The organism is Leptolyngbya sp. PL-A3, from assembly GCF_039962325.1.
Lineage (GTDB): Bacteria > Cyanobacteriota > Cyanobacteriia > Elainellales > Elainellaceae > Vacuolonema.
Genome location: NZ_JAMPLB010000027.1, coordinates 72,783 through 92,737, shown reverse-complemented (window position 1 = coordinate 92,737; position 19,955 = coordinate 72,783). Strand labels below are relative to the sequence as shown.

General features: G+C 46.7%; 20 protein-coding genes and 1 pseudogene. 9 read left to right on the top strand and 12 right to left on the bottom strand.

The window, feature by feature from the left end; genetic code table 11:
- Positions 1–591: 591 nt before the first annotated feature.
- Positions 592–714: a hypothetical protein gene (locus NDI52_RS19755; RefSeq protein ID WP_277874890.1), complete on the bottom strand. Its 123-nt coding sequence runs from the start codon at positions 712–714 to the stop codon at positions 592–594.
- 35 nt (positions 715–749) lie between these two features.
- Between NDI52_RS19755 and NDI52_RS19750 the strand changes: the two genes are divergently transcribed.
- Positions 750–884, top strand: a complete 135-nt coding sequence (locus tag NDI52_RS19750; protein ID WP_277874891.1) for a hypothetical protein — start codon at positions 750–752, stop codon at positions 882–884.
- A gap of 970 nt (positions 885–1,854) precedes the next feature.
- On the opposite strand, the gene NDI52_RS19745 is transcribed toward NDI52_RS19750, so the two are convergent.
- Entirely contained in the window at positions 1,855–2,262 is a 408-nt protein-coding gene (locus NDI52_RS19745) for a hypothetical protein (protein ID WP_190775718.1), read from the bottom strand.
- 513 nt (positions 2,263–2,775) lie between these two features.
- Between NDI52_RS19745 and NDI52_RS19740 the strand changes: the two are divergent.
- Positions 2,776–2,901 (top strand): annotated as a pseudogene (locus NDI52_RS19740) (3-ketoacyl-ACP reductase); the annotation flags it as partial.
- Positions 2,902–3,073: 172 nt separating this feature from the next.
- Here NDI52_RS19740 and NDI52_RS19735 read toward each other — a convergent pair.
- On the bottom strand, positions 3,074–3,379 hold the full coding sequence (locus tag NDI52_RS19735) for an RNA-binding protein (RefSeq protein ID WP_190775719.1): 306 nt from the start codon (positions 3,377–3,379) through the stop codon (positions 3,074–3,076).
- 1,252 nt (positions 3,380–4,631) lie between these two features.
- Between NDI52_RS19735 and NDI52_RS19730 the strand changes: the two genes are divergently transcribed.
- The 5 genes from NDI52_RS19730 to NDI52_RS19710 all read left to right on the top strand — a co-directional run bounded on the left by NDI52_RS19730 (position 4,632) and on the right by NDI52_RS19710 (position 8,634).
- Positions 4,632–4,901 carry a hypothetical protein gene (locus tag NDI52_RS19730; RefSeq protein ID WP_190775720.1) on the top strand — a complete coding sequence of 90 codons (270 nt, stop codon included), beginning with the start codon at positions 4,632–4,634 and terminating at the stop codon, positions 4,899–4,901.
- Positions 4,902–6,481: 1,580 nt separating this feature from the next.
- Entirely contained in the window at positions 6,482–6,709 is a 228-nt protein-coding gene (locus NDI52_RS19725) for a DUF3134 family protein (protein ID WP_190775721.1), read from the top strand.
- A gap of 170 nt (positions 6,710–6,879) precedes the next feature.
- Positions 6,880–7,434, top strand: coding sequence for a pentapeptide repeat-containing protein (locus tag NDI52_RS19720; RefSeq protein WP_190775722.1), 555 nt, complete (start codon positions 6,880–6,882; stop codon positions 7,432–7,434).
- Between the two features lie 30 nt (positions 7,435–7,464).
- Positions 7,465–8,256: a transglutaminase family protein gene (locus tag NDI52_RS19715; RefSeq protein WP_190775723.1), complete on the top strand. Its 792-nt coding sequence runs from the start codon at positions 7,465–7,467 to the stop codon at positions 8,254–8,256.
- Between the two features lie 147 nt (positions 8,257–8,403).
- Positions 8,404–8,634, top strand: coding sequence for a hypothetical protein (locus tag NDI52_RS19710; protein WP_190775724.1), 231 nt, complete (start codon positions 8,404–8,406; stop codon positions 8,632–8,634).
- Between the two features lie 329 nt (positions 8,635–8,963).
- On the opposite strand, the gene NDI52_RS19705 is transcribed toward NDI52_RS19710, so the two are convergent.
- Positions 8,964–9,158, bottom strand: a complete 195-nt coding sequence (locus tag NDI52_RS19705; RefSeq protein WP_190775725.1) for a hypothetical protein — start codon at positions 9,156–9,158, stop codon at positions 8,964–8,966.
- Positions 9,159–9,315: 157 nt separating this feature from the next.
- Between NDI52_RS19705 and NDI52_RS19700 the strand changes: the two genes are divergently transcribed.
- Together NDI52_RS19700 and NDI52_RS19695 are read left to right on the top strand one after the other, a co-directional pair.
- Entirely contained in the window at positions 9,316–9,663 is a 348-nt protein-coding gene (locus NDI52_RS19700) for a ssl1498 family light-harvesting-like protein (RefSeq protein WP_190775726.1), read from the top strand.
- A gap of 334 nt (positions 9,664–9,997) precedes the next feature.
- Complete coding sequence (locus NDI52_RS19695; RefSeq protein ID WP_190775727.1) at positions 9,998–10,483, top strand: GGDEF domain-containing protein; 486 nt, start codon at positions 9,998–10,000, stop codon at positions 10,481–10,483.
- 180 nt (positions 10,484–10,663) lie between these two features.
- On the opposite strand, the gene NDI52_RS19690 is transcribed toward NDI52_RS19695, so the two are convergent.
- The 8 genes from NDI52_RS19690 to NDI52_RS19655 all read right to left on the bottom strand — a co-directional run bounded on the left by NDI52_RS19690 (position 10,664) and on the right by NDI52_RS19655 (position 19,852).
- Positions 10,664–11,104: a GUN4 domain-containing protein gene (locus tag NDI52_RS19690; protein WP_190775728.1), complete on the bottom strand. Its 441-nt coding sequence runs from the start codon at positions 11,102–11,104 to the stop codon at positions 10,664–10,666.
- Between the two features lie 156 nt (positions 11,105–11,260).
- The gene (locus NDI52_RS19685; protein ID WP_199330964.1) at positions 11,261–11,788 is read right to left on the bottom strand and encodes a GNAT family N-acetyltransferase; all 528 of its coding nucleotides are present in this window, start codon (positions 11,786–11,788) and stop codon (positions 11,261–11,263) included.
- A 173-nt stretch (positions 11,789–11,961) separates the two neighbouring features.
- Positions 11,962–12,090 carry a hypothetical protein gene (locus tag NDI52_RS19680; RefSeq protein WP_277874892.1) on the bottom strand — a complete coding sequence of 43 codons (129 nt, stop codon included), beginning with the start codon at positions 12,088–12,090 and terminating at the stop codon, positions 11,962–11,964.
- Positions 12,091–13,145: 1,055 nt separating this feature from the next.
- The gene (locus NDI52_RS19675; RefSeq protein ID WP_190775729.1) at positions 13,146–13,322 is read right to left on the bottom strand and encodes a hypothetical protein; all 177 of its coding nucleotides are present in this window, start codon (positions 13,320–13,322) and stop codon (positions 13,146–13,148) included.
- A 682-nt stretch (positions 13,323–14,004) separates the two neighbouring features.
- Positions 14,005–14,259, bottom strand: coding sequence for a GlsB/YeaQ/YmgE family stress response membrane protein (locus NDI52_RS19670; protein WP_190775730.1), 255 nt, complete (start codon positions 14,257–14,259; stop codon positions 14,005–14,007).
- A 382-nt stretch (positions 14,260–14,641) separates the two neighbouring features.
- Complete coding sequence (locus NDI52_RS19665; protein WP_190775731.1) at positions 14,642–16,441, bottom strand: hypothetical protein; 1,800 nt, start codon at positions 16,439–16,441, stop codon at positions 14,642–14,644.
- 1,667 nt (positions 16,442–18,108) lie between these two features.
- Positions 18,109–19,629 (bottom strand): helix-turn-helix transcriptional regulator, encoded by a 1,521-nt coding sequence (locus tag NDI52_RS19660; RefSeq protein WP_190775732.1) that lies wholly within the window; start codon positions 19,627–19,629, stop codon positions 18,109–18,111.
- Positions 19,616–19,852, bottom strand: a complete 237-nt coding sequence (locus NDI52_RS19655; protein WP_190775733.1) for a CopG family transcriptional regulator — start codon at positions 19,850–19,852, stop codon at positions 19,616–19,618. Before NDI52_RS19655 ends, NDI52_RS19660 begins: the two co-directional genes overlap by 14 nt.
- Positions 19,853–19,955 lie beyond the last annotated feature (103 nt).

The following is a 19,955-nucleotide window of genomic DNA, read 5'->3' as shown; positions in this document are numbered from 1 at the left end:
TTCTGTGACTGGGGAAGTGCTGATTGGCCTCTGCAAATAGCCCACTCAAAGTAGGGAGAGCTATCAGGAACCATAGCGATCGCTTCATGGCACAATCCCAGGTATATATAAGCTTCACCCATGTTCTTTGAGATGAGGTATTTTTTTGGCATATTGGCAGATATCTGAGAGCGATCGCTGCGAGGCTGCTGGGCACATACGATAGAAATACCCAATCATCACGATCCTGAACTGCCGCCTGATACGGTCTCATGGGCAGCTGTCTGATACTCTACCGCACCTCTACCTAATGCCTCTGCTTCCTACTGCTGGGTTACTCCGTGGATCTGCTGTATGGCTGAGCTTGGTAAAGTGTGAAGATTAATGCCACCTAAAACAAACCTTCGCCCTGGCCCTGCTGCCGGGGTTTTTATTAGGGACGTTAGCGATCGCAATTCCACCCCCATCACCTACCCTGCTACCTGACCCTCAACCGATTCACTGCTACCTGGGCAACGGTGAAGGTTGCCGGATCAACCATCAGTTCCCACTCCCGCAGTTCCCATGACCGGGCAAGCCCCAAATGTGAGGCCGCCCCATAGGGCAGGCACGTCACCAGCACTTAGCGATCGCAGTCTGTACCGCGTCACATTCCTTAATCCTTGAGGGAGCCAGGTAGCGATCGCCCACCTGATTCACTTCCGCAAATAGCGCACCGATACTAGGCAGATCCACATCTGGGACGTGACGACCGCCTCCTTCACCTCCGCATGGAAATCATGCTCGTTGCGGCGGGTCTGATCGGAGTCGACCGCGATGTCGAAGACGGTTTGGTGATGTTCTACCTCAAAGAAGAAAATGCTATCACAGAGAAATATGAAATTGAAGAGAGGTTAGCCACATGACTGAAGCACTCTCAGCATTATTACGGTTTATCTTCTACGCCTTTAACTGGAGTATCGGTATATCTTACACCCTGACATTCTTCCTCTAATGAAAGATTTATCCATTGTTTTGGATGTGGCGATCATTATCACTATTCTGACCCAGTTATTTTACCCAGAGCTCTTTAAAGACGAATAAAGCCTTGTTTAGGAACAGCTCTGATGAACATCGCCCCATGTATCAGCTGTTCCTGTGAAGTGCTGTCGCTCTCTTTGGTTTTCCGTTCACGATGGAAGTTTCCCCCGGTATTCACGCGACCTTGAACCCTGAGCCCATCATCGTTTGTCCAGACCGTTAACCCCGCTCAACACGGGACAAAAGCCTTTGTGACCAACAAGGACACAGAGGCTTTTTTTCATGGCCGGAATTGACATCAGTAGCAACGGCGCACCTAGGGTTTACATTAACAAGTGTGTTGCTTCCTCACAAAGCTTTTGTCTATCCAGGTGTTCACGGGGACAATGGGGCCGGGGACGCACTGATCCAATCCTTCAACTGTCTCAGAGAAGCCTCCACTGCCCCCAGGTATTCTGCCTCGTTCGTGGTCAGTGTGGTATCTGCATAGCTACGAGCGATTGTTTCTTTTATTCAAAATCCGTAGCGTTTAGCCTCTCAGGGAGACCCATGCGATCGCCCTACCTGTTCTAACTTTTGGTCGATTCTTGGAACTGCAAGCATGAACAGGGCAAAGGAATAAGCCGTCAGTCATGGGTTCTTTCTATGGAAATGCCTATTGCTAGGCCAGCCATCAGCGTTAGAAACCAATTGAAAAAGTTTATGGGCGATCGCCCTCCTACTCTCGTTGTTCACTTCAATTAATCCCTTTTCCATCCTTCGAGCGGATACACCCTTTCAAGGTGGCGATCGCCTCTCCAATCTCTTTCCAAGCCTGCTCAAATTCTCCAGTATCGATCATCTGCTGTAGTTCTATCAGGCATCCAGTACACTGACTTCGTCCCACAGCTCCGTAAGATGAGCATTTTTGAGCAATGACACATAGGTAGGCAGTGGCCTAGCGGGGAGGGCCAGTTCTTCCTCTGTGGCTTCTACTCTTACGGCTTCTGATGGGGCAGTCTCTTCTAACTCTTCCTCGATTTCTACCGATTCTTCAATAGGGGATGGATTAAAGAGCTTCCCGTACCGGCTTTCCCATGCAGTAGCCTCTTCAGGACATTGCTCTTTCCATAAATCTATCGAGTTCTGGAATACGCACTTGAATTCTGGAGATTCAGGATTTCTGAGGACTACAAGCTTTCGTTTATCCTCTTCGGCCATTCCTAAGATGAGAGAAATGAACACGGTTTGCTGATGCAGATTCATCTGTTGGTTCTGAGTCATGGCGATCGCCCCCTAAATGTTCATCCATTATGCATAAGCACTGAAAAAGTGGGACTCCTCCTGCTTGATGAACTCTAAATTTAGTAGTGTTGTTGGCAATCGCCATCCCGATAGCAGTCTACAAGTCCAGTCGAGTTCATCCTACTCAATGCATACATAGAAGTTTGAGTAGCTGCTCCGCAGTTTTGATTAGAACTGCTACAACCGGAGGTGTGTAGGTTATTACCGTCTAACTATGCTCATGCACCCGCAGCTAAGTAGATCTCAGTTAGAATTCCAAGCGTTCTATGCCGGTGATGAGAGACATTAGACTGCTAAATCATCTGCTGAGGTCATGACTTACAGCGCTTCTCAAGCGCTTAAGATCTGGTTGTTTTTGTGAGAGCCGCGCTTCGCGCGGCTCTCACAAAAACAACTGTGGCTGATTCAAGCACAAAGCGCTGTAGGGTTATTTGTAGAACGATTGATATAAAGTTAGAGCTAGCTGTTGAATTTTGCAGAAGAGGTGATGTTTTGCCGGAAGCTGCATTAAAAGGTCGTGTTGCCCTTGTGACTGGTGTTAGTCGGCGTAAAGGAATTGGCTTTGCGATCGCCCAACAATTAGCAGTGCTAGGTGCAGACGTATTTATTCATTCTTTTTTCACCAGGTTTTCTGTACCCGCTGACTTTTGTCATTAGGCTAATTTGCGGTATGAATTATACAGCTCCAAATTGCTGAGTTAAAAACAAGAAGGGTTCAAGCATTTCTGCTTGAACCCTTCTTCGTTTAAGTTTGATCTCTACAACCAAACTACTGACTCAGTTTCAACGTTTAGTAGCTACGGGAGAAGTTATTACCGCTTCTGCGATCGCCACCAAATGAGTTGCCGCGATCTTCACGAGGCTTGGCTTTATTGACCTTCAAATCACGACCCATCCACTCTGCACCGTCTAGTGCTTCAATGGCAGCCGTTTCCTCAGAATCTGCGCCCATTTCTACAAAACCAAAGCCGCGCATACGACCAGTTTCACGATCTACGGGGAGCTGAACTCGCTTTACGGATCCATACTCTGCAAATACAGAAGTCAGATCGGCATCAGTAACATCATAGGAAAGATTGCCTACGTAGATTGACATAGTTTGTCTCCAAAAATTTGAGGATATGTAGAGTAAATTTTCGGAGAGAAGTCTGTCAATGGAAAAACGTGAAAACTCGTTAATACTAGAAACAAATGTTGCTAACCGATATCTATTCTCTGAAATCAATCTAACACGTTTGGAAAGTTTCTGGGGGTTTTGGAGTTATGAGATCAACAAAAAAACCTGGCAAGTATTTTTACTTATAGTTGATTAGTAGCCCAACATAGCCTTCGAGCTGGGCGAGGTCAAAGGGTGAGGCCATTAGAGGGAGGTTGTGGGGGCGCTCGCTGAGCAGTTCCTAACAACGTATGGAGGAGGGGCATCAGACTGTTGCACCGCAAAGCTTTATGGCGGCTAGATAGAACCTTATACGACGGGTAGAAAAGAGAACGCTCGTCGTTGCTTGCTCGTTACGGCACATTTTTCTGTCGATTTAAGTTTTATTCGACAGAACTCCCCATTTATGAAGCCATAGCCAAATCCCTTAGACAGATAAGTTTCTGTCTTTCTGTCGATCTAACGTCTAATCGACAGAAATGTTCAGCCTCCACCTTGCAGCAGAGCGCGATCGCCTCCCTTCATCCAGATCGTCCGCAACTCCGGCAGCGTTACCCCTGTAAACATCTGGATTAGCCCTGTTCCTAAAGGGAAGTTGCAAACGTTGATTGACCGTCAAGCAATTTTTGCTATCGAAACACTAGAGGGAGTGGAAGACTGCAACTGAAACGATCACAGTACGCGTGTAGCGGGATGATGAGCCGCAGCATATTGCTGATGGGAGAACTCGACGAGGAAGGAACATAAACACCGATACACGGCATAGGCAGCAAGTCGAGCAGTAAGCACAAAGACCTGTAGATTCAGGGTTCTGCCAGGAAAATGTATTATTGAGGCTATTGGTCCTCACCATCTACTTCTTGACCCAGGCCGGTTACCAAACCCTTACGCAATTGATTTACAGGATCGGAACTGGTAAGAAAAGGCAATAAAGCGCTTTTCAAGCGCTTAAAATCTAGTTGTTTTTGTGAGAGCCGCGCTCCGCGCAGTTCTCGCAAAAACAACCGTGGCTGATTCAAGCGCAAAGCGGCTAGAGTTGTGAGGCTGGCACTTGGCAAAGGGTGTAAGCCAGCGATCGCGCCTACTCTAGGCAGCACAAATCAACTACTTGCACTCCCGCTACACAACCTGCACTATAGGGAAAGCGATCGCCGCTTTCGGCTCCAGTCCCTTTTACAAAGAGTGCAAGCCCATGATTCAAGAAGTATTTATCGAAAGCACCTGGGAAGATGCAACTACAGCTCGACAGCGACGGGATGAGCGATCCGAGGAGCTGGAAGCGACAGGGCTAGAATGCTTACGCGAAAACCTCTACACCGTAGATGGACGATGCGTGTTCCTGGTAACAGCCACTCCGGTCGAACCAGAGCTACCTCCCGTCAAGAGCCAGGGCAAACCAGCGGGGCCACGGTTGCGGTCAGCAAAGGCTGGGCGGCGGGTACCAGAGTTTGAGGAGCGGTAGGGGAAATGAGGGCGATCGCAGTTCCCCCCTGCACACATCACTGCCATGCGCTCGCCCCTACCGCCCCAGCAAGTTATTTCACTCTAGGGTCGTTGCCGCCGTTCAGACGGCAAATACACCTTTGAGATCTGCATCTAAAATTCAGATGTCACATCCCTTTCGCAGCCACAAGTAGCATTGTTCAATTGCATCTCGTGCTTCCCAGCTTAGTTATAGTACTGCACCACACCGATTTTGACAGGTGAGATGTAGTGGACTTCGCCCACCACATCTCACCTGCGTGGCTGGAGCTAGAGGCCCTTTTGTGGGGGGGGCCGTGGAGCAGGCTCCACAGGGAGAGGCAGATCTCCACTCATTTAGTGATTGGCTTTAGTCCTCAAACACTCGGCTTTTTACATCGCACCGCTTCGATCACCTCACAAGCGTTCTCGGGTGAGCAGGGGTATGAAGCTCCAATTCGAGAGGTGCTCTGGCAATTTTTGGATTAGTAAACAATAACTGCTGGATTGCGATCGCATCCTGTTGGGTTAGGATGATCGCCTTTCCAGGCTCCGCTTTTGTCTAGGTCTGATATTCGAGCAACATTTGTAGCGATCGCTCAACGAGAAGAGTATTGTGCAATCACATATTTTGAGCCAGGATGCCTTCTTTAGCGCCGATTTACTACATCACTTATTCTCCATCATAAAATCCTGTTGATAGATGAATGCTTTGCATCAGGGACAATAACTTATTAGTAAAACTCTTAGGAATTACTAGGATGTAATCCTTACAACTGAGCGATCGCCTCTCCATCTTTGACATACTAATTGGCTGTGGCTTGTATCATCCTGGGATAAAGCTACTTGATTGCCGTCTTTTATGGAAGTGCTTTCTAGCGATAGATCAACCAATCTATGAATTCAATCCTTTGTGCGATTGAAGGAGTTAGGTTCAACACATTTAGGGCTAAGGAAAAACTTGTAGTAAACGATCGCCTGGACATAAAAACCATTACCCCCCACGAGCAATGAGAGCGTTGCAAGCACCCCTATCAAAGCATACTAATTCTGAAGAATACTGGGGCAAAGGCCACAGCTTGTGCATCTACAAAACTGTTTTGCTGACAAATATTGTTTTGAAGACAAACCCATGTGCTCAAGACGCAATCTGTAGAGCCTAAGTTTTCGATAACGATGACTTAGCCAATACAACAGAAAATCTAGATTCTCAGCAGCTCAACTCAATTCTATATAAAACCCATAATGCTTTACCATCAACGTTTTGAGATTTATTTGACCTAAGTCGCACTATTCAGGACGAGTACATATCGCCCGAATGTATTAGAATGAAGCTGTGAAATATCAGAAATTAGTGATAAGCGATATCAAAATCGCTAGTATAACCCTCAGGATAAAAATAGAGGATTATATTTAACTCTGTGTTCAAGTACTTGTATTTGAATCAACAGTAATTTCTCTAATCAAAAGCAGGATGATTCCAGATGGACAAAGAGTTTTAGTTCTTTGTCCTATTCAGCTACGTTAGAAATCAGGGATCGCTCTCGCTTGATTGTGACCATATTATTCTAAGGAACTATCATGGCAAAGCACAATAACCCGGCTCTGTCTGAAGAGCCACGAAATCAGCCTGTAAAAGCAGTACCTCCAATCCCTAGAGAAACACTTTTTGGTTGGTTAGAGCGCACTAGCAGATTTCATTCTGGTAGTGAAGACAAATTTCAGGAGCCGGTTATTTCAGAAGATGTAGATGAGATACTAGACCCAGAAGTCTATGTATTTGAGTCTGAAGAAGAGAGTATGGATTGAGAAAAACCATACTTCATAAAATGGCCTATTCATAGAATTTTTCTAATGTTTCGTTGTTATCCCTAGATAAATTAAACATTTTTTATTCATGAGTAGTATGGGGATAAATAAATTTTCTCCCTGTATCTTTAGTCGATCAAACTCAATTCATTAACCCCAAAACTTAAACTATGGATGCTCAAGAGATTTTAAAGCTTTATGCAGAGGGGCACCGCGATTTTAGCCATGTTAGTCTAGTTCAAGTTTGTTTGATAAATGCAAAACTAATTGGCGTAGATCTAATTGGGGCTGAGTTAATTGGAGCTGATTTACAAGGCGCAGACTTAACAGAGGCTCACCTCCAACAAGCAAAACTCAACCAGGCGAATTTAACCAACACCGACATGGTTCAAGCCTGTTTAACCCATGCAGATTTGAGTGGAGCAGATCTAAGCGGCGCAAATTTGACCCATGCAGATTTGAGCGGAGCAGACCTACGGGGAGCCAATCTCGGGGGAGCAGATTTAAGGAAAGCAGACCTTAGTAAATCAGATTTGAGTGGGGTTGATTTACGGGGAGCAGATTTATGTGAAGCAAATTTGAAAGAAGCTGATCTCAGCAATGCAGATTTGGAGGGGGCATACTTAGGAGAGGCAGATTTGACAGGAGCCGATATTACTGGAGCAAAAATTCATCGGGCAGGATTCAGTAAAACCAGGATGCCTGATGGAACTATTCATATTTAACGAATAGCCTTTTTAGTTACATGTGCCCCGATGAAATTAGATGCAGGATGTCATCTTACATTTGAAGCGATCGCACCATCTCCCCTCATTCTGATGGTACGACCTCGTACAGGAGTAGGACAGTTAGTTATGCAAGATGAAATCCTGTTTGAACCGAATATTCCAATCATTGAGTACACAGACAGCTATGGCAATCTCTGCCAACGGCTCCTGGTTCCTCCAGGCATCTTTCATGCCAAAGCTACAGCAACGGTTGAAACACCAGATTTCATTGATGTGCAACCTGGTGCTGAATTCGTTCCCGTTCAAGAATTACCTGATTACACCTTACAATTTCTTTTACCCAGCCGCTATTGTCAGGCTGACTTGATGAGAAATTCAGCGAACAAAATTGTTGCAGGGGTTACGTCCGCCTACGATCAGGTAGAAGCAATTCGTCATTGGGTTTATACGCATGTTGAGTATCGCTATGAAACAAGCGATACTTCGACATCAGCCCTTGAAACGGAAAAGACACGCGTAGGAGTCTGCCGTGATTTTGCCCATTTAGGAATCGCGTTATGCCGTAGTCTAACCATTCCTGCGCGTATGGTAGTGGGTTATCTTTACCAGCTGGAGCCGATGGACTTCCATGCCTGGTTTGAAGCCTTTGTGGGTGGTCGTTGGTATACGTTTGATGCTACTCAAGCAGAGCCAAAGGGTAATCGGATCGCGATCGCCTACGGTCGAGATGCTGTAGATGTCGCGTTAGCGACTCAATTTGGGCCTTCTTTAACAACTATGAAGGTATGGGTGAGCAAGGCTGAAGATCAAAATAACTAGACGAATATATGGCTAGCATTAGTAATACTGTTGTTAATACTAAATCTTCGAAGCCTCCACTTATAATGGCTATTTATTATGAACATAACTGATGGCGTTTGGATAAAATCCTCTATCTTTTGGCTATACATCTCCACAAATATCGGCATGTCTATCGAAATTTATCCATCTCAAAACCGTAGTGCCATTTCGATGCTGTGCCGGATAAACGAAAGCGACGAAGGTACCATAATTGAAATCAATCCTGAGTCAAGGCAATTGACAGCAGAAAAGGCACGGTTTCAAGCTTCTATTCTATTAAAAGCAGCAGCAATCATTGACAACTGGCCTGCCTATCAACGAATGATAATGATGAGGATAGGAGCTCACTCCACATGAAAGACTCGCGCTTATCACTACAGAGGTGAGTCTGCTGCTAGATTACGCTGTAACTGTGTACATCTAAAGGTTGGCAGGAAAGAATTGCCCAAGTAAGCTTAACTCTCAGGCTCATCAAGATTCGCTTTCGATATTGAGTCACAAGAGTGAAGCTGTCACGGCTCAATATTAGGAACTACAGCGATCGCCCCTATCTGTTATGTCCGCTCGGCCACCTAAGTTTAACCTCAGTTCGGGATAAGCTGAAGTGCTCATTTTGGCGTGCGCTTTGCGCACGCCAAAATGAGCGTTTTCGAGTGCCGCGCAACGCGCGGCACTCGAAAACGCCCTTAACCCGAACTCAAGTTAAGTTTATGGTCCCACACCTCACCAGGCAGCACCGTTGGATCGGCCTCAAAATGCGTGCAGCGTTCCTCGTCCTTTGGTATACGGTAGAGCCGAATAGCACAGGGTAAGCAGAAGTTGTGCATGTTGCTCTGGCAGTAGCCGCACTGCTCGACACGCTGAAAGATGGGGCTATTCATCGCGCACCTTAAACTTGCTGCCCTCTATCTTTTAACCTCGCTCTCACCTTCTAAAAGCAAGGAAATTACTAGCATGACCAAAAAGATATTGCAACTTTTGTAAAAATAATGTTACATTTAGTTTACAGAAGTTTACACACCTTAACAGAGGTAACCCATGTCCCACGCTGCCACCATTACTCCTGACTTCCGTTCCATGGCTCAGCAGTTGGTTTCTAGCCGGGAAACCCGCAAGGTTAACTTTGGTCTCAGTGACGGGAGCGAACTGGTTCCGGCTGAAGCTCTTTCCCGCATGCAACGCGAAGGCCGCAGCTTCCTCCGTCGCCCTAGCCTCAACGGTGCAACAGTTGACCAAGAGGGTTTGACTAATAACTATGCTGTTGAACCCGAGATGTATTACGCTGCTTTCCCCTCTCAAGAGCAGGCGCGCCAATACGCAATTCAAGGCTTAGCCGCCGCAACGCTGATTGCGGGATTGATTATTATGTCTTTGGCGGTTAGCTAAGACGGAGCTACTTTCAAAAACGTAGATTTGCGCGTGGGGTGCAAATTTACGCCTTAACTCTTTACTCTCTTCATCTCAAGATCCCCTGGTATACACTGGGGGATTTTTATTGTGGCTGCTTTAGAGTACCCGGAGTGGAAGGGGCGATCATTAAGACTCAGATATATTCACTTCTCAAACCAAGGTTTCTACAGCCATTCTTCTACAGCTACTCAAAAAAGAACAGACACATTAGTTGAGATAAGGGACGCAACTTAGGATTGAAAGTACCTGGTGAGGAATTCTAATAATTCCCTATATTTGTTGAAAACCTCGTGGTGTGGAGGTTAGACGTTTGTCGTTAACGGATGAGCTAACCGGATTACATAATCGTCGCAGCTTTCTCCTATTAGCCGAACAACAAATCAAGCTGGCACAGCGATTGAAAACAACTGTCTGCTTACTATTTATTGACTTAGATGGATTAAAAAAGGTCAACGACCAGCAGGGACATGACTCTGGTGACAGTTTAATTAGAGATGCGGCTGAGGTTTTGGGACAAGTTTTTCGTGAGTCGGATGTGGTTGCTCGATTAGGTGGCGATGAGTTCGCAGTTTTTATTCCTGCTTGCAGAAACACAGATGAAATAGTTGAACGATTACAAGCAAGGGTGAGCCAGTTTAATCAGGAAAAGGGTAGGCCTTATACGTTGTCCATGAGCATTGGTTTAGCAATGTGCCAGGTTAAGCAGAACACATCCCTAGAGGAGATGATGACCTTTGCGGATGAGCAAATGTATGTTAACAAGCGAAGCAAGCAATTGTTGAGTTCCACTTTTTAGTGATGGAATAGCAATTGTCTTAAGTCATAGCAGCACGATATACCTATTGCTCCTTTTCAATCATCCCATGAAGTCGTTTTATGGATGGTTGAGAAGGAGCAATAGGTTACTATCCAGGTAGATCATTGCCGACGACGGATGGGTCGGTGTACTACCGGATTGCTAGCAGGATTCTCACAATCACTGCACGCTTTGAGCTGCAACGATATGGGAGAAACGCTCGATAAAAGATTCTAGACTTCCCCCGCGTCCAAAAGGCAAATAACCGGGCGGGGCCTTGGAACCACAGCCATTTCTTCCACGCCCTACACGATCAAGATACCTGTCACGTGCTTCCATAAACGAGTCACTATCTCCACTCTCCCACGAATCGTTGTATCTTTGAGTTCCACGATTCTTTGGATAGACAAACCCACCTACTTCCTGCCAAATCTGGCTTTGGATAGTGAACCCAAAGTAGCCATTACTGAACTCTGTCCATAGCTCATCCAAGATAAGCCGGGTTTCAAAACGTTCGAGATCCTCAGTGATTCGATTCGCTTTTTCCCACTGGTTGTTAGCTAGACAGTCAATCAAGTCCTGGAATTCATCAGGAAATTCTTTGCCAAAAGCAATCGCCATAATGGAGACCTCCTTAGCTTTACCTTAATTATCTAGCGAACGACTTCGTTCTCATCCGCCGCTGCGAACAATTGATTTGTGTGAGAGCAATCGTGTTGGCAGCCGAGTGCACGACGTCATTCGGTGTACCCGCCAGAAAGTACAAAACCGCTCCGGCTATAGCACATACTCCATCAGGATATCCCTTTGTGGATCCGAGCCCAACTGAAAAATGTGCTCGCCGACTGCGCGAAAGTTCCACTTGCGGTAAAAAGCCTGTGCACGCCCGTTCTGCTCCCACACGCCCAGCCAAATAGTTTCATGCCCTGCTCCCCGTGCTCCATCTATACACGCACGCATCAATGCCTCCCCGACGCTGCGGCCGAGCCATTCCCGCGATACGTACAGCCGCAATAGTTCGACAGGCTTAGGACCTTTGACACCCTCTGCTGGCCGGCCGGCATGAAGTAGGGCGTAGCCCGCCGCGAGCCCGTTGACTTCTGCGATGAAGTAGGTGAAGGCGGGATCGTTCAACTCGGCCATCTGCTGTGATGGGTTGAAGGACACCGCGAGGTGGGCAGCCATATCTTCTGGGCTATTATCGGCGGCAAACGTCTCGAAAAAGGTGCGCGCACCCAACTCGGCCAACAAGCCTGCGTCCTTTGGGGTGGCACGACGAATTGTCAGGTCAGGATTTTGACTCATACCATTACCATTTACCCTCACAGCAATGACGACACCGAACGTTACCCAGCACCTGCTACAGATAACCTTAAACTACTAGAAGCTACCGATACAGTTTCCAAAGATATACTGATACAGCGCTTTTCAAGCGCTTAAAATCTGGTTGTTTTTGTGAGAGCCGCGAAGCGCGGCTCTCACAAAAACAACCAGGGCTGATTCAAGCGCAAAGCACTGTAAGCTGGCAAAGCGCCGCTAGACAGTGCAGCAGGCGATCGCCCCCAACTCATTTCCCCAGATATTTCCCAAAACTCAGTTCCGCTCATTGTGCTCCACGGCTTCTAAGCACGTGAAGGTGTCAGCAGGCCAACGACATTATTGCTCTGATGGGCAGCTCAGGCAGCTCTACTGAGCCTCACCTGCAATGCGTGTATGACGATATCAGCCCACATCAGCCCACACCTCAGAAATGGACTTTTTGCTGGTTGCACAATTTTTCAACACTCAATCCAATAAAGTTAGAGCGCGTTCAAAGAAGTAAGGAACGTTACCTCCGTTGTCCAACGGAGTTTTTTTATTTGAATCTCCTCATCGAACTTAATGCTGAGGGTGGCGAGTGCCACCCGTGGCACAGTTCTAGAGGAGAAGATTTTAACTGCCTCCCGTATTGACTCACATGTTGCGTTTTTGTTTGGGCCAAATTGGCAGGACATTTAAGGTAATTCGTGTAATTCTGATTTACAAGTCAATGTAAGCCGTAACTATTTGAATAAATTGTCTGCCACCTGTCCTGACCTCCCGGGTGGCTTTTTGCTGCGATCGCCCCTACCCACCTGAGTCGAGCCAGTTGTAACCCGCAATTCTAACCTTCAGAATCATCTCCCTGGCCGCTTCAATCTTCCACTTCTCTTTGTCATGAGCAGTATTTTCGACGTCGCACGCTCATTAGCTGTCTGGCTCACGCCGCCGTTTACATCGTTAATACTGCGACTCCTATCCGTGTAGGTGTTGAATTTTCCAATCCAGTCCTCTGCCCCTCTCCGCACCACCACCTATTTCCCTGACCACTGCCACTAATGTGCTGGTGTTTCTGCGGTAGAGCTTGGTGAGAAGCAATGGGAGGATGAAACAGCAAATGAAGAAATGACTTGCACCCTGGCGCTTAATGCCAGGGTGTTTTTGTTGGGTTGTTGGCGATATTGTTGCCCGCATTACCCCACACGATACAGCCTTCGCTTCTTCGTCAGTGCTTTTGTTGCATCTCTCACAAAGCAGAATTTGTTGAAATCGGTAGACGTAGATCCAATAACGGATGCAGGCTTTTTATTGGTTCCGGAGAGCGCGCGTCTACCGACTTCTCGTTTATGTGCCCTGTATGAGTTTAAGTTGTCAGGAAATTCATTACTTCATCCAAGGTCTGGAATACTACTACCGGGTTCTTAGAGTTTTGGGGGCAAAGAGCGTATCCACTACCATTCTTTGCTCCTGCCAGCAGTCGATAACCAGCAACGGAGGCAGCCTCTAAAGCCATATCAAGCGTATTCTCAAGGGTATTCATGGAAGTTGTGCTTTGTGTTAGAGCCTAACGATACTGATCAAAGACTAATAAGCTCAATTCTTAAATCTTTCTTAAGAAATACTTCTTAAGAAAGATTGTACTTGCTTTGTCTCCACAACAAATCGGAACCCTGGTTTTCCTCCCTAAGGAATCTGTATTACCCCTATTTGGTAGATCACTTACGGTGCGATTACCGCGAAAATGTGACAAGCAAGTAAGAAAAACATCCTTGTGCCGCCGTTCATTGTCTAACGGCGGTTTTCTGTTGTGGCTGATAAATACCCTTTCCTATTGGAAGAGTCAGTATTCCTGCCCATCTATAGAGATGGACTAAAGCATATGACAGATGGCTCTGATGGATGGAGATGAGAAATTGTGAACAGCTAATATGTTCTTGCTATGCCACCACCATAATCGGTGGTGGCTTTTGCTACGCTCGTTCTAATGACACACTCCAGGCAAGCAAGAGTTCTACTTACGCCGTATTTAGAAGCAATTTGAGTGTTTCATACCGACAATTCATTAAAGATCTACTTGTGGATAGATGATGAAGGAGGGCGATCGCACTGTAGACGTTTCTAGAACAACAGCTCTACAGCTATTTTCTAAAGTGGTGAGATTTGTGCGCACTACACGCTAAAACGGATGACAGAGTTCTGCAAAGTCGCTTGAATACCATTTCTCACACCCGTGCTCCTCGAATAAGGCGGAGAACCACGAGTAAAACGACAGCACCAACAAAAGCAACAAAGATAGTGCCAGCTAAGCCTGCAAAAGGAGATGCAAGCCCTAATTGAGCAAAAAGCCAGCCGCCAACAAAAGCGCCGACAATGCCGACTACAATATCGCCGACAATACCGTACCCGATACCCCCAGCGACAAAACTAGACAGAATGCCTGCAATCAGTCCAACAATAAGCCAAGTGAGCAGATCCATAAGCACTCCTGCTGAGCATCAACCAAGCTTTATTCATAGCTTAAGTGAATGTAAGTGATCGTTGTTCAGCTTCTTTGTACGCAGCAATCAATTGTTGCAGAACCTAAATCTTCTACATTAATGATTAAAGGCTGTTCTGGCTGGTAACAGCAGCAACCAACTTCGATAGTGCAAAAAGGGGTGGGTTTGGCTCTAGAACTCCCCTCTATCCGCGATAATTTTTCAGATGTAGCACGCCTCTAGCTCAAATTCCATCGCCGATATTGCATAGCCTCTCGCCTAGAAATGTTCTCCAGCAAAATTGCGCTGTTTGTCTCCAAACTGTCGAGCAATGGCGATCGCACTCTTGCCTTTAGACATCCAATTTTTGAGGAATTCCTGCTTAACCATTTTCCGGTGAGAGATTGCGTATCTGATAAACCAGCAAGATCCAATCATCTTCGACAAGAGCTTGAAGTGTTTTACCAACGACTTGCCCAATGAATTCCTTCACTCGTTCCAGTGACCAGCCCATCTGATTTACCAATTGGCCAAACTGATACCTTAAGTCATCGTGCGAGGTTAATGCTGAGTTTGGCGTAGTTGATTGGAAAGATTTAGACTTCGGAGCAGATGTTGAATTAGAAGAAGTTCGAGATTGTTTCTCCGAATTACTGCTTAAAACAGGGACAGCAGCTTTTACAGCTACATTTTGCGAAGACGGATCCCCAACTACCTCACCTGCTGGGGTTGTGGATAGCCCCCCCGCACCCCCCTTTGAAGGCAGAATTGGAGAAGGATCCAACCCAGAATCAGCTGCAGGCGCTAAACCCTTCATATAGGTCTGAGTGTGTACTTGTTTATTTGATAAGGGCTCTGACAGTTTCTCAATGTCTTCTAACGATGGTTTGGAAGAGCCTGAAACAGCCTCAAAATCGTTAGTACACACCTCTTCCGTTTGATCGCTCACACTGGGATACCAGAGGTGCATATATTTGCGGGTTGTTTGCTTACTGCACTTGGCAAGCTCAATAATGGCGTTTTCCAGCGCTGTCTTTGTCTGATACAGTGCCAGCTGCCCTGCTTCTTTCAATTGATTAAACGCATTCTTAATTCGGGCTTGAGCATCTTCAGCACGGGCTTGATTGATGCGGATGCCTGACGAGCTCGCGCCATTTCCCTCGTCTTTGTGAATGTTGCCCTGCCGGGTACTCTCAGTTCCAAGGGGCCAATAATATCCTTCCGCCGCCCGCGCCCATACTTGGCAGCGTAGTTCAATTTCATGCTGGTGGCGGCACCATTGAGCGTATCCAGCACTGTTCGTTGCAGTACGCTGGACGTACTCCATCAAGTGTTCACCCTTCAGCCGCTGAAACACGACCCCATAACAGGCAATCTGCTTTAGAAGGTGATTCGTTTGGCCGTGATCAGTCCATCCCTCGCTAATTTCAAATTCCAGAGCAGTACGCCATGCTTCCACAACAGCGGAATCTCGACGTGCCGACCGCTTCCTCCAGTTCTTTTGCGCTTGGGCGATCGCCTGTCGTAACTGGTCGGTGTCCTGTCCAGCAGTACAGTGATCCCAAATCTCAAAAAACCGTTCTAGTCCACCAACCATTGGATTTAGGTCATCATCCAAAAGCTGGGCACCTGTTGCAGGTTGCAGGGGAAGCCGATGCCCCTGATATTCAGTAAACTCACCTCCCCGCGCATAGGCTTTGCAGTTGGGGAAGATCTCTAACTGTCCTTGCTCAAGCGTTAACCCCTGGGCTTCCAGACATTGCCGGATTGCAGTTGCTAAACCAAATGTAGGCATTTGCTCCGGAAAGGGGAGCCAGAGATGCAGCCCGCCACTTGAACTGGATTGGATCAGGAACGTTCGGGTAATTCCAATTGTTTCTAATGCGGCTCGAATGACAGACAAGGCTTGAGCATTCTGTTGAGGATGATACGCTCCCTTCACATCCAGGTCAATCATGGCGTAGCGGGTCAACGAGTCAAATCGTACCCCTACGACCTGCGCTGCATCCTGCCAGAGCCGCCATAGCTCTCTTGGGCGCAACGGATAGTCATTTAAGGTTTTCCAACTGCTATCTAGCTCATTGGATTTAACAATCGCTTTCCAGAGGTAAGGGAATGTTTGGCATAGCCGCTTGCCCAATGGATCACCAGGCAGAGGCTCCACTCGACGGGGTTTGCTCATGCAACGCCCCCATCTGAGCCCAAGAATAAATTTTTGTGGATTAACATGAAACGCTCTGTCTCAAATAGCCAAAGAAACCTGCAGCAATTGGCAGTTCAACGAGGGCTGACCAATTACCGGGTTGAGGAATAGAGCGTTGTGCCGTATTCAAGCAGTTTTGGGTACAGCCGCTATTGGCTTGCAGCATTGGAGAAAATTTGCTTAAAATAGACACAGCAAAGCTAGGGATCTAACTGTCACTCGCCAAAGTATCTAGTTAGTATCACCACGCTCTATTGCGATGAAAGTAACGTTTGAACTCGAAAGCTCCATCTGTGTCAGCAGTTGGGGCTTTTGACGTTATGAGTTTCTATTTAAGTCATGGATTCTTCTCCTAGGTTGTACAGACCAAACGAAAGCGAATAGCGATCGCTTTTGATATAGGTCTCAAACGCAGGCTGACACTTCAAGTTCATACCTGCGGGAAACAATTGATTTTTCGCCTTTAAAGCGTAGCTCCTCAGTTTTCTCAATCGTGTGGTTACACAGTGATCGATCTAATTGATCTGATCAGACTTGTAACGATCCTGGAAACCCCTGATATATAAGCAATTAAAAATTTTTAAGTCATAAGTAGGGGTATCTAAAGTCTCTAGAAGGGGATAGCAAAGTCAGAAGCAGGGGAAATTAAAGTCCCCGCCAAAGGGGGTTACTTTCTAGGATTTGTAACCAAAATGGTTCCAAACATAGAGCTAGCAAGGGTTACAGCAGGGTTACAGATACAAGTGACTTGAAGCTTCACCGAAAGTCACGACAAGGGGAGGCTAATGTCATAATCAGGGGATGTGTAACCATCACAAAAATAGCTGTAACTTTTACAGAGTAATGGTTACAGTAAAGTTACTTACTAGGTTACAGTGACATCCAGAACCAACGTTACGACGCCTGCATCTAGTGGTTGCTTTTCAGAGCTGAGCCGATGCGGGCATAGTTCACATACACTAGTTCTGTATTTAGCGGGTAATCATACTTGTCTACACCAGATAAGCCTGTAACCAAGTTCTTCCCGCCTTCCCTCATGCTACTTAAGTCACGGGTAGGGGGCTTTGTTGTCACGCTCAGGGGAAAAATTAGATACCTAGACTGCTTAAAAGCTCTGATCTGAAATGGTTACAGAGGGTTACAGATTCAGTCTCCTACACCATTGAAGTCACTTCCAGGGGAGGCTAATGTCACAACAATGGGATACTAAAAGAGAGCTAATTAGCCTCTATCAAGCTCTCAGCAATGGTTACAGTGAAGTTACTGAGCTTGTAACTATAAATCCTGTTACCGCCGCTGAAGTCACTCTTAGGGGGTACTGATGTCACAACTATCGGGAAATATTGAGGCTAGAAAGAGCAGAAACCCTTTTTTAAAGAGGGTTACACGGTTACATCCCGTTAGAGTGAGCTCAATTTTTTCCCTTACTGAATGGAGCTATGAGATGGGATATGAAACTGCAGTTTCATATCCCATCTCATAGCTCCATTCAGTAAGGCTTGTGATTTGAGTTCTGAAACTCAAGTCACGAGTTGGGGATGGTAATGTCACTTTTAACGGCAGCTTTGGAGTTAGCTAAAAGCTGAACTCTTGATCTAGCAAGAGTTACCACAGGTTACAAAGTATGTAACTATCACTTACTCCATCTACTGAATATTCAATACTTGGCGAAGCAAACTTTGATCACTATCTACCGCTCGACGGCGATCGCTCTCCACCAACTTCACCCAACTCACACTCTTCCCGATCGTGGACGCTAGTTGAGCTTGCGTCCATCCTTTTGCTTGTCGTGCTGCTTTGACGGTAGCTCCTGCCAATTCCACGGCGGGTAGTTGAGCAATGACCATTGTAGGCTGAATGTTAGCTTCAACACTTCGCCGTCTAGCAGATGACCGATGGCTTTTCTCAGTTCGCCTTGCTTCCAGATCATCCAGGCATTCTTGAATCTGTGAGGGTAGCTTGAACGAGATTTTCGCCGGGAACCAATGCTTGGAAATGTAGTTGTCGGGTAACCACTTCGAACCCAGAAGCTGCTGGTTGCGTTCCTTAGTGGGTAATAGGGCTATTTCATCGGGCAGACTCCAAACAGGTCTTAGCCACACTGGGTAAGTTTCATCATCAAAGCCAATCTCAATCTTGAGGTTATCCTTGAGCGTCAACAACGCGTTATCGACCGATTCCTTTAACTTCCACCCGTAGCGGCGATCGGACAATGCCCTCTCAATCTCATTGCTGGGGAGTACGCTTTCGATGAGACTTTCAATCGTATAGATCCCATTAGGGCGAGCACGGCTGTTTTGAATCAGATACAACCCCATGCTAGTCGCCAGTTTACGGCGGTGGGGATCAATGTCAAACACTTCTTTAGGAATTAGCCCGTACTGATACAAGGCTTTTTGTTGCTGTGCACCTTCCCGATTGAGGAAATTATGGGTCCATAAGCCTGGTTGAACCCGGATCACAACCTCATGCAGTTCCTCTGTTTCTCCATCAACATGGGGTTGAGTGTATTCCTGCACGCTGACAATCCATAAAAGGCTACGCTCTCGCACACAGAGATCCATATCACCTTCAAACCAGTGGATAACGGCACCCAGAGTACCAACAACCCACGCTAAGTCAGCGATCGCCTTCAGCTTTTGTGACTTCGTAAACTTATTGCTGTTATGAACTTTGAGCGTCTTAATTAGATCCGTCCCTAGCAGGTAAAACGGCTGCTTCCAGGGCTCACTTTGGATCGCAGCATAGGACGCAAACACCGCATGGAGACGGGCTGCCATCACACCATACTGCTCCAAAATTTCTCGCTCAGCTTGCGATGAAATGGAGTCAGCCTGGTGCTTCTGTTTGTTCAGAACGTAGAATTCGATATAACGACCTTTACCAAACTGCTTCTGGAAATACAGCCGATCCTGCCCATACTCACTCCAGTCAGGAGGTTTGAGAAATGCCTGAGTGGCGGAGATGACAGGTGCTCCACTCGCCATCATTTCAACAGACTTATTGGTAAATAGCGGCGGTTCAGTACGGGGTAAATTTCGCGGTTTGCGGATCCGGGTACGAGTAGATTGTGGCGGCAGAACCTCGACCTCAGTCAACGATAGCTGAGAAGACGTTTCAATCTCTGAGGTAGCATTCTTTCGTGGACTAGATTTAGGCTTCATCATGCTTACCCATTGAAGAAACAGCTCTACGTCGAGGCTTTCCTACTGGAATCATCCGTCGGGCTATTCGCTCAATAAACTCAGACCGAGATAGGTGGAACTCCGCTGCAAGCTTATCGAGCTGCTCTACAGCAGTCGGAGTTAAGCCAATCATCGTCGGCTTCTTTGGCTCCGAGTAATACTGCCCTAGCCCTTTGCGGCTCTGTTTGTCATTACCAACACTCATAGTGATACGCGATCGGTTATATAAGAGATAACACAGCTTTCGCGATCGGACACAACGACTTTTCCCAAATTTTTCTGGTCTCTTCTCTCACTCACCAATGGGT